The organism is Pseudothauera nasutitermitis, from assembly GCF_004801295.1.
Classification (GTDB): Bacteria; Pseudomonadota; Gammaproteobacteria; order Burkholderiales; family Rhodocyclaceae; genus Pseudothauera; species Pseudothauera nasutitermitis.
In genome coordinates, this window is record NZ_SSOC01000003.1 from 94,097 (window position 1) to 108,053 (window position 13,957).

At 70.0% G+C, this 13,957-nt stretch carries 14 protein-coding genes; 1 reads left to right on the forward strand and 13 read right to left on the reverse strand.

All coding sequences use genetic code 11. The features are described 5' to 3' along the window. Window positions 1-18 precede the first annotated feature (18 nt). The 13 genes from E6C76_RS07755 to E6C76_RS07815 all read right to left on the reverse strand — a co-directional run bounded on the left by E6C76_RS07755 (window position 19) and on the right by E6C76_RS07815 (window position 12,142). A complete protein-coding gene (locus tag E6C76_RS07755; RefSeq protein ID WP_331000009.1) occupies window positions 19-1,056 on the reverse strand; it encodes a sigma-54 interaction domain-containing protein in 1,038 nt (345 codons plus the stop codon). Between the two features lie 77 nt (window positions 1,057-1,133). Then, a complete protein-coding gene (locus E6C76_RS07760; protein WP_230976193.1) occupies window positions 1,134-2,351 on the reverse strand; it encodes an acyl-CoA dehydrogenase family protein in 1,218 nt (405 codons plus the stop codon). Between the two features lie 27 nt (window positions 2,352-2,378). Then, window positions 2,379-2,894, reverse strand: a complete 516-nt coding sequence (locus E6C76_RS22365) for an OsmC family protein (protein WP_136347683.1) — start codon at window positions 2,892-2,894, stop codon at window positions 2,379-2,381. Beyond that, window positions 2,891-4,861 carry an acetate--CoA ligase gene (gene acs, locus E6C76_RS07770; protein WP_136347684.1) on the reverse strand — a complete coding sequence of 657 codons (1,971 nt, stop codon included), beginning with the start codon at window positions 4,859-4,861 and terminating at the stop codon, window positions 2,891-2,893. Before acs ends, E6C76_RS22365 begins: the two co-directional genes overlap by 4 nt. 153 nt (window positions 4,862-5,014) lie before the next feature. Then, window positions 5,015-5,392 (reverse strand): type II toxin-antitoxin system PemK/MazF family toxin, encoded by a 378-nt coding sequence (locus tag E6C76_RS07775; protein WP_211090159.1) that lies wholly within the window; start codon window positions 5,390-5,392, stop codon window positions 5,015-5,017. Continuing rightward, window positions 5,389-5,643, reverse strand: coding sequence for an AbrB/MazE/SpoVT family DNA-binding domain-containing protein (locus E6C76_RS07780; protein ID WP_136347686.1), 255 nt, complete (start codon window positions 5,641-5,643; stop codon window positions 5,389-5,391). Before E6C76_RS07780 ends, E6C76_RS07775 begins: the two co-directional genes overlap by 4 nt. An 83-nt stretch (window positions 5,644-5,726) precedes the next feature. Further along, window positions 5,727-6,407 carry a fumarate hydratase C-terminal domain-containing protein gene (locus E6C76_RS07785; RefSeq protein WP_136347687.1) on the reverse strand — a complete coding sequence of 227 codons (681 nt, stop codon included), beginning with the start codon at window positions 6,405-6,407 and terminating at the stop codon, window positions 5,727-5,729. Continuing rightward, on the reverse strand, window positions 6,383-7,336 hold the full coding sequence (locus E6C76_RS07790; RefSeq protein ID WP_136347688.1) for a fumarate hydratase: 954 nt from the start codon (window positions 7,334-7,336) through the stop codon (window positions 6,383-6,385). Before E6C76_RS07790 ends, E6C76_RS07785 begins: the two co-directional genes overlap by 25 nt. After that, entirely contained in the window at window positions 7,333-9,057 is a 1,725-nt protein-coding gene (locus E6C76_RS07795) for an L-aspartate oxidase (protein ID WP_136347689.1), read from the reverse strand. Before E6C76_RS07795 ends, E6C76_RS07790 begins: the two co-directional genes overlap by 4 nt. Then, complete coding sequence (locus tag E6C76_RS07800) at window positions 9,054-9,413, reverse strand: hypothetical protein (RefSeq protein WP_211090160.1); 360 nt, start codon at window positions 9,411-9,413, stop codon at window positions 9,054-9,056. The genes E6C76_RS07795 and E6C76_RS07800 overlap by 4 nt, the downstream gene beginning before the upstream one ends. Next, the gene (locus E6C76_RS07805) at window positions 9,404-9,739 is read right to left on the reverse strand and encodes a succinate dehydrogenase (protein ID WP_136347690.1); all 336 of its coding nucleotides are present in this window, start codon (window positions 9,737-9,739) and stop codon (window positions 9,404-9,406) included. Before E6C76_RS07805 ends, E6C76_RS07800 begins: the two co-directional genes overlap by 10 nt. A gap of 1 nt (window position 9,740) precedes the next feature. Next, window positions 9,741-10,493 (reverse strand): succinate dehydrogenase/fumarate reductase iron-sulfur subunit, encoded by a 753-nt coding sequence (locus E6C76_RS07810; RefSeq protein ID WP_136347691.1) that lies wholly within the window; start codon window positions 10,491-10,493, stop codon window positions 9,741-9,743. Continuing rightward, window positions 10,490-12,142 carry a thiamine pyrophosphate-binding protein gene (locus E6C76_RS07815; protein ID WP_136347692.1) on the reverse strand — a complete coding sequence of 551 codons (1,653 nt, stop codon included), beginning with the start codon at window positions 12,140-12,142 and terminating at the stop codon, window positions 10,490-10,492. Before E6C76_RS07815 ends, E6C76_RS07810 begins: the two co-directional genes overlap by 4 nt. A gap of 326 nt (window positions 12,143-12,468) precedes the next feature. On the opposite strand from E6C76_RS07815, the gene E6C76_RS07820 reads away from it, so the two are divergent. After that, window positions 12,469-13,905 (forward strand): DEAD/DEAH box helicase, encoded by a 1,437-nt coding sequence (locus tag E6C76_RS07820; protein WP_136347693.1) that lies wholly within the window; start codon window positions 12,469-12,471, stop codon window positions 13,903-13,905. The last annotated feature ends 52 nt before the right edge of the window (window positions 13,906-13,957 follow it).

Genomic DNA, 13,957 nt, shown 5'->3' on the forward strand with positions numbered 1-13,957 from the left:
ATCAGCAGCCCCGGGGGCCTACTTGAGTGCGGCGATCGCGCCCATGCGGATCAGCCGCGCGCGCAGCACATTGCGGCTGATGCCCAGCAGACGGGCGGCCTGGACCTGGTTGCGCTCGCTGTATTCGAAGGCCGCACGCACGATCACGTCTTCCAGGTGCTCATAGAGATGTTCGTGGTCTTCCTGGAAGTAAGCCGCCAGCGCGGCCTCCAGGCGGGCGCGCGGATCGGCGGCGATCTCGCCCGCGCGTGCGCCGCCCTGCAGCGAGGAAAGGTGCAGGTCCGCCGGGCGGATCAGCCCGTCGCGGCAGATCAGCAGGGCGTGATGGATGACGTTTTCCAGTTCGCGGATGTTGCCCGGCCAGGGATGGGCAAGCAGCTTGTCCGCTGCTTCGCTGCCCAGGCGGATGTCGCCGTAGCCCAGGCGCTGGCGGTACTCGGCGATGAAATGGCGGGCCAGCGGCAGGATGTCGCCGGGGCGTTCGCGCAGCGCCGGCAGGTCGAGCGAGACCACGTGCAGGCGGTAATACAGATCCTCGCGGAAATGCCCGGCCGCCACGGCCTCTTCCAGCCGTACGTTGGTGGCGGCGACGACGCGCACGTCGATCGGCACCGTGCGGCGCGAGCCCAGGCGCACCACCTCGCGCTCCTGCAGCACGCGCAGCAGCTTGACCTGCACGGCCAGCGGCAGGTCGCCGATCTCGTCGAGGAACAGCGTGCCGCCGTTGGCGGCCTCGAACCAGCCCGCCTTGGCGGCGAAGGCCCCGCTGAAGGCGCCCTTCTCGTGGCCGAACAGCTCGCTTTCCACCAGGGTTTCAGGAAAGGCGCCGCAATTGACCGCGATGAACGGCGCGCCCGCGCGGTGGCTCAGCGCGTGCACGTGGCGCGCCACCAGTTCCTTGCCGGTGCCGGTTTCGCCCATCACCAGCACGCTGGCGTCGCTCGGTGCGATCAGCCGGATGCGCGCCAGCAGCTCCATCGAACGCGGATCCTCGAAAACCTGTGCGGTCGCGCGGATCGAGGTGGCCAGCGCCTGCCGGTTCGGCAGGGTCCACAAGTGCCCGCTATCCCCCGTGGCGGCAGGCGGTGCTTGCGCGGCGGGAGGGTCGGCGCGGGCATCCGGCATCATGGCGCTCAGGAGTAGAAACTCGGCTCGGGGTAGGTCCCGACCAGGGCCCATTCGCCCATCTCGCGCAGCTTGTAGTCGAGCGGGTCGTGCAGGGTGTGGGTACGCAGGTTGCGCCAGTAACGGTCGAGCGCCAGGGCCGAATGGGTGGCGCGCGCGCCGGCGACTTCGAACATGCGTGTGCACAGGTCGAGCCCGCCGCGGCTGACCACCGCCTTGGCGGCGGCGATCGCCAGTGCAAGCTCGCCGCGCTCGGCATGGTCCAGCGCCTCGCCTTTGCGCCAGGCCGCGTCCAGTGCATCCACGGCGCGTTCGAACAGCGCCCGCCCGCTTTCCAGTGCCAGCCAGAACTCGCCGTAGCGCAGCAGTACGTAGGGGTCGTGTTCGACACGCTCCACCCCGGAGCGGAACCATGGACGCGCTTCGGTGCGCGTGTAGCGCCGGGCCTCGTCGAAGGCGCCTTCCACGATGCCCAGGTAGATCGCGATCAGGCACAACTGGCCGATCAGCGGACGCAGGCAGGCGAAGGGCGAGGACAGCGGCCCCGGATCGGCGAGGATTTCGTCGTCCTCGACCCGCACTTTCTCGAAGGTCACGCTGCCGCTGTCGGTCTGGCGCTGGCCGATGTTGTCCCAGTCCTGCAGGGTCTTCACCCCGCTGCGCTGGGTCGGCAGGGCCGCGATCAGCATGGCGGATGTATCGCGGCTGCGCGCCGAGACGATGAGCATCTCCGAGTCGAGCGCGCCGGAGCAGAAGCTCTTGATGCCGGAAAACTCGTGCCAGCCATCCTGCGGCGTGGCCACCAGGCGCTCGTCGAGCGGATTCAGCGCATTGCCCCAGAACCAGTTGCGCCGCGCGGTATGCTCATACCAGGGCTCCCACTGGTCGGGGCGGGAAAACAGGCGCACGGTGGCCAGCATCAGATGCTGGAAGGAGAACAGGTGGGCAATGGACCCATCCACGCGCGCCAGCACGCGCACTACCTCCAGCGTCTCCTGCCAGTTCGCCCCGTAGCCGCCATAGGCACGCGGAATGCTCATGCGCAGCAGGCCGCTGTCGCGCAGCGCGTCGCGCTCGGCCTTCGGCGTGCCGCCAAGGCGGTCGCGCTCGACGGCGTTTTCGGCAAAACGGCGGGCCAGTTCCCGGGCCACGCGCAAGGGTTCGAAGGGCGCCGGCTCCGTGTGTCCCTCGGCAAGCCCGGGGGATGGCGACGTTTCCAGGATCAACGACGCATCCTCCTCCAGGTGCCCGGCTCAGGGCACCGCACGGTCCACCCGCAGGCTCAGGCGCGCGGGCCGGGCCAGGGTCTGGAACACCACGCAGTAACGCTCGGTGAGCTTGACCAACTGGTCGACGCGTTCCTGCGGCTCGGTGCTGTCCAGCTGGAAATGCAGACGGATTTCGCGGAAACCCACCGGGGCCTCCTTGTCGACGCCCAGCGTTCCGCGAAAATCGAGATCCCCCTCGGCGAACACCTTGCCCCCGGCGAGCTGGAAACCGATTGCGGTGGCCACCGCTTTCAGGGTCACCCCGGCGCAGGCCACCAGCGCATCGAGCAGCATGTTGCCCGAGCAGGCGAACGCACCGCTGCCGCCGGTGGCCGGATGCAGGCCGGCTTCGACCAGCGCGCGGCCGGTTTCCACACGGCATACCACGTTGTCGGCATCCAGCTCGCCGGCAGCCTTGAGTGTGATCAGCGCGGCCGACGGATCGGTCTTGTATTGACCCTTCAACGGGGCCTGCAATTGGCGCAGTTCATCGGCATTCATGCGTTTTCCCTTGTATCCGCCACACCCAGGTCGCGCTGGCGGCGATGGACGATGTCATCCACCACCCCCGGTTCGGCCACCGTCGAGGTATCGCCGAAATTCTCGAAATCATTGGCCGCCACCTTGCTCAGGATGCGCCGCAGGATCTTGCCGGCACGGTTCTTCGGCAATGCCGGCGCCCATTGGATGACGTCCGGCGTGGCGATCGGGCCGATGCGCTCGCGCACCCAGGCGACGATTTCACGGTGCAATGCCTCGGATTCGTCATGGCCGGCCTTCAGCGTCACGTAGGCGAACACGCCATGGCCCTTGACCTCGTGCGGATAGCCGACCACCGCCGACTCGGCCACCGCCGGGTGCGAGGAAATGGCGCTTTCCAGTTCCACGGTGCCCAGGCGGTGGCCGGAAACATTGATCACGTCGTCCACCCGGCCGCTGATGCGATAGTAGCCATCCTCATCGCGCCCCACGCCGTCACCCGTGAAGAAATAGCCGGGATACGGCGCGAAGTAGGTGCGCACGAAGCGTTCGTGGTCGTGCAGGATGGTGCGCGCCTGGCCCGGCCAGGAGCCGGCGAAGCACATGTTCCCGTCGCCCGGCCCCTCCAGCACGCGCCCCTGGGCGTCGAGAATCGCCGGGCGGATGCCGAAATAGGGTTTGGCGGCCTTGCCCGGCTTGTTCGGAATCGCGCCGGGAATGGGCACCAGCAGCACGGCGCCGGTTTCGGTCTGCCAGTAGGTATCGACGATGGGGCAGCGCCCGCCGCCGATCACCGAGTGGTACCAGCGCCAGGCCTCGGGATTGATCGGCTCACCCACCGAGCCGAGCACGCGCAGGGACGACAGGTCGTGGCGTGCAACCGGCCCCTCGCCTTCGCGCATCAGCGCGCGCAGGGCGGTGGGCGCGGTGTAGAAGAGGTTGACCCGGTGGCGTTCGATGATGGACCACCAGCGCGACGAATCCGGCCAGGTGGGCACCCCTTCGAACAGCACGCTGGTGGCGCCGTTGAGCAGCGGGCCGTAGATCTTGTAGGTGTGCGCGGTGACCCAGCCCACGTCGGCGGTGCACCAGAACACGTCGCCCTCGTGCCAGTCGAAGATGATCCGCCACGAGGTGCCGGCATGCACCAGATAGCCGCCGGTGGTGTGCACCAGGCCCTTGGGCTTGCCGGTGGAGCCCGAGGTGTACAGGATGAACAGCGGGTCCTCGGCGCCCACTTCCACCGGCTCGCACCAGGGGTCGGCGGCGGCCACGGCCTCGTCGTACCACCGGTCGCGCCCCGGCGTGAACGGCACCTCGGCGCCGGTGCGGCGCACCACCACCACGTGGCGGATGCTGGGCTGGCCGGCCACCGCCCGGTCGGCATTGCGCTTGAGGGGCACCGCGCGGCCGCCGCGCAGGCCCTCGTCGGCGGTGATCAGCACCTTGGCGCCGGCGTCCGCAATGCGGTTTTCCAGCGACTCGGAGGAAAAGCCGGAGAACACCACGGAATGGACGGCACCGATGCGCACGCAGGCCATCATGGCGACGAAGACCTCCGGAATCACCGGCAGGTAGATGGTCACCACGTCGCCCTTGGCCACCCCCAGGCCCTTCAGCACGTTGGCGAGGCGGTTGACCTGGTCGGCCAGTTCGCCCCAGCTCACCGTGCGCGATTCGCCCACGCGGTCGCCTTCCCACAGGATGGCCGGCTGCGCGGCCTTGGCCGGCAGGTGGCGGTCCACGCAATTGACCGAGGCGTTCAGCGCACCGTCGGCGAACCACTGGATGCGCAGGTCGTCCGGGTCGAAGCGGGTGTCGCTGACCCGGGTGAACGGCCGCAGCCAGTCGATGAAGGCGGCCTGCCCGCGCCAGAAGGCGTCGGGGTCGTCGATGGATTCGCGGTACAGCCGCTCGTAGGCGGCGGCGTCCACGTGGGCCCTGGCGGCGAAGCCGGGCGGAACGGGATAGGTCTCGGGAGCGCTCATCTTTCGTCGTGAAGCCGCCCCGGCGGGCGGATGGCCGAAAACAGCGCCGCATTGTGCGAGGCCCGGCCAGACGCGCCAACGAATCAATCCTGCAAAGGATATACGCCGGCCCGCGCATGACCGGCCCGCCCCGCAGCCGCGCGGGGCTTGCGCTCAGGCCAGTTGGACGATCTGGTTGAGCACCGCCAGCACCTCGGCGAAGCGGGCCTCCGCAAGCCGTTTCATCGGGTGCGGAGCGCCGCCGCGCAGGCGCCAGTCGAAGGATTTGGGCTGGTGGCAAAGCACGTAGCTGGTCTGCCCGCTCTTGCGTCCGCCGGCTACCCCCACGGCGATGGCGAAGGGATTGTCAGCGTTGTAGGCGGCCGTGGTCATCGGCAGGCCGATGACCAGCGAGGTGCGTTCGTTGAAGGCCTTGGGCGACAGCACCAGAAAGGGATGGACGTCGCGCATTTCCTGCCCGCGCTGCGGATTGCAGTCGATCCAGATAACGTCCCGGCGCTCCGGCACCCAGCCGGCGGCGGCGCGCCTCACCACCGTTCGGCCCCGAGCGCCTCGCCGGTTTGCATGGCTTCGCCGCCGTGGCGCGCCGGATCGAAGTGGGCCAAGCGCTGTTCCAGGGTCGGTGGCTCGTCGCGCAGGGGGGTGATGATGACCCGCTCGCCCTCCACCGAAATGCGCACGCGCTGGTCGGCATGCAGGTGGGCGGCACGGGCCACGGCCGCGGGCAGGCGCACGCCGAGGTTGTTGCCCCAGTGCTTGATGTCGAGGACGGTTTCGGTCATGGCAATCTCCAAGCATTCGTTTATACGGAGTTTAAACATCTCCGCACCCACCCGCAACGATGGACGAAATCCTGCCGGCGGCGCTACATGACTTCGCGCTTGCGGTCGTCGGTCTCGCCGTAGCGGTGCAGGGCCGGCGGCTTCAGCCCCGCGTACAGCGCGTCGATGCGCGCATTGATCGCCTCGCCGTGCTGGTGGAAGAGCGAATTGCCGCGGACGTCGCTCTCCACGATGAAGGGGCCGAAATCCTCGACCTCGAAGATCCACAGAGCCTGGGCAATGCCCAGTTCGTCCAGCCAATGGACCTCGCGCACACGCCGGATGCCGCGGCCCAGCAGCGCGCCGGTGCCGTAGCCGACCGTGGTCAGATAGACCGCGCCGTTGGGCACCATGACCTTGCCATAGTCCTCGTGGGGCATGCCGCCCTTGCCGATGACGATGCGGGTGCCGGTCAGCTTCAGCCAGCGGTCCATCCATCTGGAGAAGCGGAAGCTGGCGGTGGCGGTGACCGCGCCCACCTTGTAGCGGCCGTCCGGCTGCGCCGCGGCGGCGGGCGAGCAGTGGAAGTTCGCCTGGCTGAGCGAGCGCAGGTCCACCGGCAGCGCATGCCCCTCGCCCAGCACCTTCTGGTAGACGCCCTCGCGCGCCGTATAGACGGTGCCGGTCAGATAGACCACGGAGCCGGTCTCCAGCCGCCCGATGTCCTCGTCGCCGGCCGGCAGGGCGAGCCGCACGATCTTCAGGTCCTCGTCCGGGTTTCCCATTCCGTCGTCTCCCTGCGCAGGTAGGGGGTGAACCACTGCGGGTCGCTGCGGTATTCGACCGCGCCGTCGGCGTGGATGCGTGCCGTGGCCCGGCGCGAGGCCAGGCAGAAGGTATGCATGCTCACCGGCATCCCGCCCGTGTGGGTGTGCCCGACCTCGATGTGGCAATCCACCACCATGGACGATCCCACGAAGCCCATCGCACCCATGCCGATGGCGTTGCCCAGGGCCTGCAGCTCCAGTTCCAGGGCGGCGATGCCGGGGTCGGGGTGGCGGTCGCCGACGATGCGCAGGCAGGCCGCCTGCTTGCCGAGCTGCATGCAGGTATCCTTGGAGCCGCCCAGGCCGATGCCGAGGATCGCGGGCTGGCAGGCCAGGCCCCGCTTGCCGAAGGCGATCAGGCCGTCGAGCACGAAGCGCTTGATGCCGTCCACGCCGTCGCCGGGGAACAGCATGCGGTAGTCGGTGCCGAACAGGCCGCCCTTGTGCACGGTGGTGATGTCCACCCAGTCCGCGCCGGGCTCGAAGCTCCAGTCGATCTCCGGCGCGTTGATGCCCACGTTGTTGCCGTGCTCGGTGCGCCACAGGGGATGCACGCGGTTGGGCCGCAGCGGCACGTCGCGGGTGGCGCGCGCGGTGGCCTGGCGCAGCACCCGCTCCACGCCGACGAAGCCGGTTTCCACCCTGGCCTCGTTGCCCACCTTGACGTAGTAGCGCGGCAGCCCGGTGTCGGCGCACATGGGCCGGCGGTCCGCACTCGCGGCTTCCCAGTTCTCGGCCATCGCGTGCAGCACGAAGCGCGCCAGCTTCCCGGTCTCGCGCGCGCGCATCTCCGCTATGCCCCGGCGGTAGTCCGGCGGAATGTCGATGGCCGCACGGCACATGATCTCGTAGGCCGCCGCCTCGATGCGTTCGATGGCGATCGTCATCCCGCCTCCCCGATCAGCGATTCGCCCGGTTTCACGATGTCGAAGGATACCGGCACCATGTCCAGCGCGAAGGCGTCGCTCCGCTGTGCCACGCGCGTGTAGTGCGAGCCCGCCGGATCCCCGCTGTGCGGGAAATCCTCGCGGAAATGCGCGCCGCGGCTGTCCTCGCGCGCCAGGGCGGACAGCGCGATGACCTGCGAGATCGTGGCCAGGCTGTCCAGGTTCAGCCAGTCGTGCCAGCTCAGGTTGAAGCGCCGCTCGCCGTCCGCCACGCCGGTGGCGTCCAGTTCGCCGCGGTGCGCCGCGATCCTGTCCAGCCCGCGCTCCAGGCCCGCCCGCGTGCGCAGGATGCCGACCTCGTCCCACATGGTGCGTGCCAGCGCCTCGCGCACTGGCAGGCTGGATTGCGGCGGACGCGAGAAGGGGAATTCCGCCCGCGCCACACCCCGCTCGATGGCCTGCTCGTCCGGGTCGCGCAGGGGCGCGCCCGCGGCGACGTAGGCGGCCATCGAATCGCCGGCGATGCCGCCGAACACTGTGGAATTCGCCACCCCGTTGCCGCCCAGCCGGTTGGCGCCATGCACGCCGCCGCAGTCCTCGCCGGCGGCGAACAGGCCGGGCGAGGCGGTCGCGCCGTCCACGTCGAACTCCACGCCGCCCATCAGATAGTGCGCGGTGGGCACGATCTCCACTTGCCCCCCGGCCAGATCGAAGCCGCAGTCCCGGCAGCGCTGCACCATGCCGGGGAACCTGCGCGCCACCGCCTCCGGCCCCAGGTGGCTCATGCGGAGGTACACGCCGCCCATCGGCGAGGTCCGCCCGGCGCGCATCTCCGCATGGATGGCGCGGCTCACCACGTCGCGCGTGGCGCGCTCGCCGCGCGGGTCGTACTGGTGCATGAAGCGTTCACCGGCGCCGTTGAGCAGATGGCCGCCGGCGCCGCGCAGGCCCTCCTCGAGCACGGTGCCGGTCATGCGCGTGTCGGGGCCGCCGAGCAGGCCGGTGGGGTGGAACTGCACCATCTCCATGTCGCGCACGCGCAGGCCGTAGCGCAGGGCCATGGCCAGGCCGTCGCAGGTTTTTTCCCCCGAGGGCGTGTGGTACCGATACATGGAGGGGCCGGCGCCGGTGGCGAGCAGCACGGCCTTGGCCCCCACGAAGCGGTAGGTGCCGGCGCGCATGTCGATGAACAGCACGCCGGCGATGCCGGATTTGTCCCGCGCGGGGATCAGCTCGATGGCACGGTGTTCCTCCAGGCGGCGCACGCCGGCGCCGCGCACCTGCTCCATCAGCCGGTTGATGATCTCGATGCCGGTGAGGTCGGCCTTGTGCACGGTGCGGTCGAAGCTCTGCCCGGCGAACGCCTTCTGGTGCAGCGTGCCGTCCGGGTTGCGGTCGAAGAAGCAGCCGATCTCGTTCTCCAGCTCCCGCACCCGCTCCACGGCGCCCACCACCAGCCGCCAGGCCAGATCCTGGCGCGGCAGCCATTTGCCGCCCTCGATGGTGTCCATGAAATGGCGTTCCACCGAATCCCCCGCGGCCAGCGCCACGTTGTAGCCGCCCTGCACCATCCGCGTACAGCCGCTTTTGCCCATCAGGCCCTTCACCGCCACGGTGACCTCCAGCGCGGGATTGGCCTGCCTGGCGTGCAGCGCGGCGAACAGCCCGGCGCCGCCCGAACCCAGGATCAGCACGTCGGTGGTGGAACGCTCGATGTTCATCCGCGCAAGATGCTCCACAGGAAGACGAGGCCGACGGACAGGGCGAAACCCGCGGCACGGCCGATCCAGTGCAGCCGGGCGCCGCGCGCGCCCGGCCAGGCGAGGAACTCGACCGCCAGCAGGCGCAGCCCCAGGCCCAGATGCAGCGCCAGCAGCACCACCAGCGCCCATTCGGCCGCCTTGACGGCCGGCATGGCGGCGAAGGCGAGCAGGCCGTCCAGGCGCGCCTGGCCTTCCAGGGCCAGGCCGAGGACGAGGAAATGCAGGGGCAGGAAGAACGCCAGCGCCAGACCCGAGATGCGGTGGCCGAGAAAGGCCAGATAGGCCTGATGGCGATCGGCGGATCTCAGGCCCATGCGCCCCCCACCGCGACCACGGCGCGCACGCCCAGCACCAGCAGCGCCGCGCCGAAGAGCAGGCCGAGCGCATCCCCCAGCCGGCGCGGCAGGCGCAGCCACTCCAGCAGCACGTTGCGCACGCCGATGCCCGCATGGACGGCCGCGGCCACGACGAACAGGCCGTAGAAGGCCATCCACCACGCGTTGTCCTGGGTCCGGGCGAGGATTTCCTGCGCCGTCAGCCCGCCGCGCACGGCATGCAGAATCAGGCCGAGATGGACCAGCACGAGCGGCCCCAGGACCGCGGCGGTCAGGCGCTGCAGCATGAACAGCCGGAGGTCCACCTCAGCGCCCTCCCTTGAAGAATTCCAGCAACGCCAGGCGCTTCAGTCCGGCGATGCTGCCGGTGGGGCTGAGCCCGAGCGGGCAATGGGCCATGCAGCCGCCCTGGGTGTGGCAGGCGCAGCAGCCGCCGTCGGCCAGCGCCCGTTTCAGGGTGTCCCGCGCGCCGGCGTGGCGCTCGTCGTTGACCAGCGTCCAGGCCCGGTTGAGCGCGGCCGGGCCGAGGTAATCCGGCTTCCATGCCACCACGTCGCAGGCCGCATGGCAGACCCCGCAGTTGATGCACTCGATGGCCGCGTCGGCCAGCCTGCGCTTCCTGCTGTACGGGTCCACCGCCGCCGGCGGGTCGTGCCGCGTCGCCGTGCCGCTGAACCGGCCGCCGGCCTGCTGCCACTTGTCGAAGAACCCGCTCATGTCCACGACCAGATCCTTGATGCGCGGCAGGTTGCGCAGGGGCTCCAAGGTGAGGACGCCGTCCTCGTGCACGTGGCCGACGTGGCTGCGGCAGGTCCAGCGCGGCTTGCCGTTCACGGTCATGGCACAGGAACCGCACACCCCCACGCGGCAGGAGAAGCGGTAGGCCAGCGCGGGCTCGATGCGCCGCTGGATCTCGGTGACCACGTCCAGCACGGTCTGGTTGGCGCGCCACGGCACGGCGTAGGACACGAATTCGCCGTCCTGGGCGCCCCGCCAGATGCGCACGGTCAGGCTGCGGCCTTCCTCCGTTGCCGGCACGGTGCGCTCCACCTCGTTCATGGGTGCCCTCCCGGACCCCGCGGCGGCGCGGCGCCCTGCCCGCGGTCGACGAACACGGGGGCGGGCAGCCCCGCCATGTCCACATTCACGCAGGCCGGCAGGCCGCTGGCCACGGCCGCGACCAGCGCCTCGTCCAGATCGGCGGCCGTGGTGACGTGGGCGCCGTGGCCGCCCAGCCCCGCAGCCGCGAGGTCGTAGCGCGCGGCGCGGCTCAACTGGCAGCCGATCAGACGCTCCGGGCCGTAGTCGCGCAACTGGATCTGGTGCTCGGCATTCCAGCGCGCATCGTTGCCGACCACGGCGACGAAGGGCGCGTTCTCCCGCGCCGCGGTTTCGAACTCGGCCAGATGGAAGCCCGCCGAACCGTCCCCGCTCATCAGGAACACGCCGGCGTGCGGGCGCGCGAGGCGCGCGGCGATGGCGTGGCACAGGCCGCCGCCGATGCTGCCCGAAAGGCCGTTGATGAGCCTGGACGGCGCCGTGCACAGGGCCTGGGCCCACTGGCCGAACTCGCCGCCGTCGCAGATCAGGATGGGCTCGCGCGCGCCGTCGATGGCCTTCTGCACCGCCGCGCAGATGTCCTGCGGGCCGATGCCGGCCTGCGCCGGCCGCTCGTCCAGCAGGGTACGCCGGCGCAGGCTGGCGTCGACGCGCCTCAGCCATTCCCCGCGCCCGGCCGGCAGCGCCCGTTCGGCCAGCGTGCGCAGCGCGGCGTCGGCATCCGCCCGCACGGCCAGGCGCAGCCGGCTGCCGAACAGGCGGCGGGCGCGCTCCAGCATCGCCGCCTCGGGGTCGATGGCGACCACCTCGGCATCGGCGCCGAACGGGAGCGTGCCGCCGACGCCCAGGGAGAAATCGGGCACCTTGCCCACCAGCACCACCAGATCCGCCTCCGCCAGCACAGTGGAGAAGGTACCCAACGCCGGGTCGCGCAGCCCGCGCGGGCTCTCCATGGCGACCACCGGCGCGGCCAGCGCGCGCGCCGCCAATTCGGTGAGCCCCGCCGCGCGGCTGCGGTTGAGCAGCGGGCCGGCCAGCAGCACCGGCGCACGGGCCCGGGCGATGCGGCGGACGATGTCTTCGGCGTCCGCCCGCGCCAGGGGCGTGATCCTGCGCACCTGGGGAAAACCGGCTGCGCCGCGCTGTACGGGCACCTCCCGGCGCAGCAGATCGAACGGCACGGCCAGATGCACCGGGCCGGGACGGCCGGACAGGGCCGTCTCGATGGCCTGGCCCACCTCGCGCACCAGATCCCCAGCTTTGAGTGCCCGCCGGGCCTGCTTGACCAGCGGCGCGGTGACCTGGGTCAGGGCGAGTTCCTGGAAGGCGCCCGTGCCGTCTGCATCCAGCGGCGAATCGCCGGAAACGAGTAGCACCGGGCTTTCCGCATGGCGGGCGGCGAACAGGGGCGCGAGGCCATTGACCAGACCCGGCCCCGCGGTGAGCAGCGCAACACCGATGCAGCCGGTGAGCTGCGCCCAGGCGTCGGCCATGTGCACCGCGGCGGCCTCGTGACGCACGTGCACGATGCGCACCCCGGCGTCGATGCAGGCGTCGTAGAGGGGCATGATCTGGTTGCCCGACAGGCTGAACACCGTGTCGACGCCGGCCGCGCGCAGCGTATCGATTACCAGCTTCGCACCTGTCACCTTGGATCCCTGTCTGAGCATGTAAACCCGGCCATGCGGGCGGACGCGGCGGCGCGCATCCATCGGCGCGGCAGTATATTTTCCCGGCGCCCGGGGGCCCAAGCTTGGTTTCCTATATGGATATCTGCAAACCAGATATCCCCGTTCGCACGTTTGCTGACGCCCCTGCGGGGCTCCCCCTCCCCCAGTCCTCTCCCGCAGGGGAGAACATGCGATCACCCCAGCGGCCCACCATGCATCCGGGCAAGGCCGTGGCGCAGGGTATATAATCCGTTTTTTCAACGCTTCCGGCCGCTGCGCGGATACCGGACCCACGACGACCACCCATGAGCTTCGCCGACCTCGGCCTCATCCCCGCACTGCAGCAAGCCGTAGCCGACGCCGGCTACACCGAACCCACCCCGATCCAGCGCCAGGCCATCCCCATCGTGATCGCCGGCCACGACATCATGGGCGGCGCGCAGACCGGCACCGGCAAGACCGCCGGTTTCACCCTGCCGCTGCTGCAGCGCCTCGCGCGCCACGCCAACACCAGCACCTCGCCCGCTCGCCACCAGACGCGCGCGCTGATCCTCGCGCCCACCCGCGAACTGGCCATGCAAGTGCATGAGTCGGTCAAGACCTACTCCAAGCACGTCCCGCTGCGCTCCACCTGCATCTACGGCGGCGTGGACATGAACGCGCAAATCCAGGAGTTGCGGCGCGGCATCGAGATCGTCATCGCCACGCCGGGGCGCCTGCTCGACCACGTGCAGCAGAAGACCATCAATCTGTCCCAGGTCGAAATGCTGGTGCTCGACGAAGCCGACCGCATGCTCGACATGGGCTTCATCCCCGACATCAAGCGCATCCTCGCGCTGCTGCCCTCCAGCCGCCAGAGCCTGCTGTTCTCCGCCACCTTCTCGGACGAGATCAAGAAGCTCGCCGACCAGATGCTGAAGAACCCGCAGATGGTCGAAGTGGCCCGCCGCAACATGGTGTCGGAAACCATCACCCACGTGGTGCACCCGGTTTCCTCCGGCATGAAGCGCAACCTGCTCGCCCACCTGCTGCGCCACCAGCCCGACACCCAAGCGCTGGTGTTCGTCGATACCAAGCTGGTGTGCGGCCGCCTCGCCCACTTCCTGGAGCGCCACGGCATCTCCGCTGACTCCATCCACGGCGACAAGAGCCAGCAGCAGCGCACCGAGACCCTGGAAGCCTTCAAGGCCGGCAAGCTGCGCGTGCTGGTGGCCACCGACGTGGCCGCGCGCGGACTGGACATCGACGAACTGCCCTATGTGATCAACTACGAACTGCCGCACACCGCCGAAGACTACGTGCACCGCATCGGCCGCACCGGCCGCGCCGGCCACAAGGGCAACGCGGTGTCGCTGGTGTGCACCGAGGAAAAGCACTGGCTGTCGGAAATCGAAAAGCTCATCAAGCTGCAGATTCCGCAGGAAGTGGTGCCCGGCTTCGACCCCGAACCCGAGTTCTTCGAAGCCGGCAAGGGCCGCTCGCGCCGCCCGGCCGACAAGCAGGAGGGTGCGCGCGAACGCCAGGATGGCGGCCGGGAACGGGAACGCGGCGCGCGTGCACCGGCGCGCTCCCGCCCGGCCCCCAGCACTGTCGCGCCCGACGGCTTCGATTTCAGCAAACCCTACGAGTCGGCCACCGCCGCCGTGGCCACCACACCGGCCGCCACGGCCAAGCCTGTCGAAGCCCCACGCCGCGCACAGCGCCCGGTGGCCTTCCTGCTCGGTGGCCTGGGGCGGAAATAGGCCCGTCCCACCCGCCTATTCCGGCCTATCGGCGGAACGGCTTCAAGTATCG